Genomic DNA, 371 nt, shown 5'->3' with positions numbered 1-371 from the left:
GCCCGGCAGCGCGAACAGCACGACGAAAGCCATGCCAGCGAGCTTCCAGCTCTCGGTCTGCAGGAAAGTCTCGCGATTCTGCCCCGAGAGCCAGTCGACGATGCGGCCCATGAAGCCGAACATCCACACTTCGGCGACGGCAATCGCCGTCACCAGGACCGCGTCGAGGATGATGTAGGGCCAGGCGCCGCGCGTGTAATGCACGCAAAACGCGACCAGCGTCTTCGGCGGCTCGACCGGCTCCGCGGCGGGAAACGGATCGAGCTTGTTTTCAAACCAGCGGAACATTCCAGGCACTCGACTGTCTATGCGCTCACGCGGCGCGGGATTGATAACCAAGGCCTTTCGGCCGCGCTGCGCCGCGGGCCGGC

1 pseudogene is annotated in these 371 nt (G+C 65.2%); it reads right to left on the bottom strand.

Annotated elements, in window-relative coordinates:
• Positions 1-288: pseudogene (locus tag EN851_RS34530) on the bottom strand (ABC transporter ATP-binding protein); the annotation flags it as partial.
• Positions 289-371: the final 83 nt, after the last annotated feature.

Source organism: Mesorhizobium sp. M8A.F.Ca.ET.208.01.1.1, from assembly GCF_004791315.1.
GTDB lineage: Bacteria > Pseudomonadota > Alphaproteobacteria > Rhizobiales > Rhizobiaceae > Mesorhizobium.
Note: the sequence above shows the minus strand (reverse complement) of the source record. Positions and strands in the feature narration are given on the sequence as shown.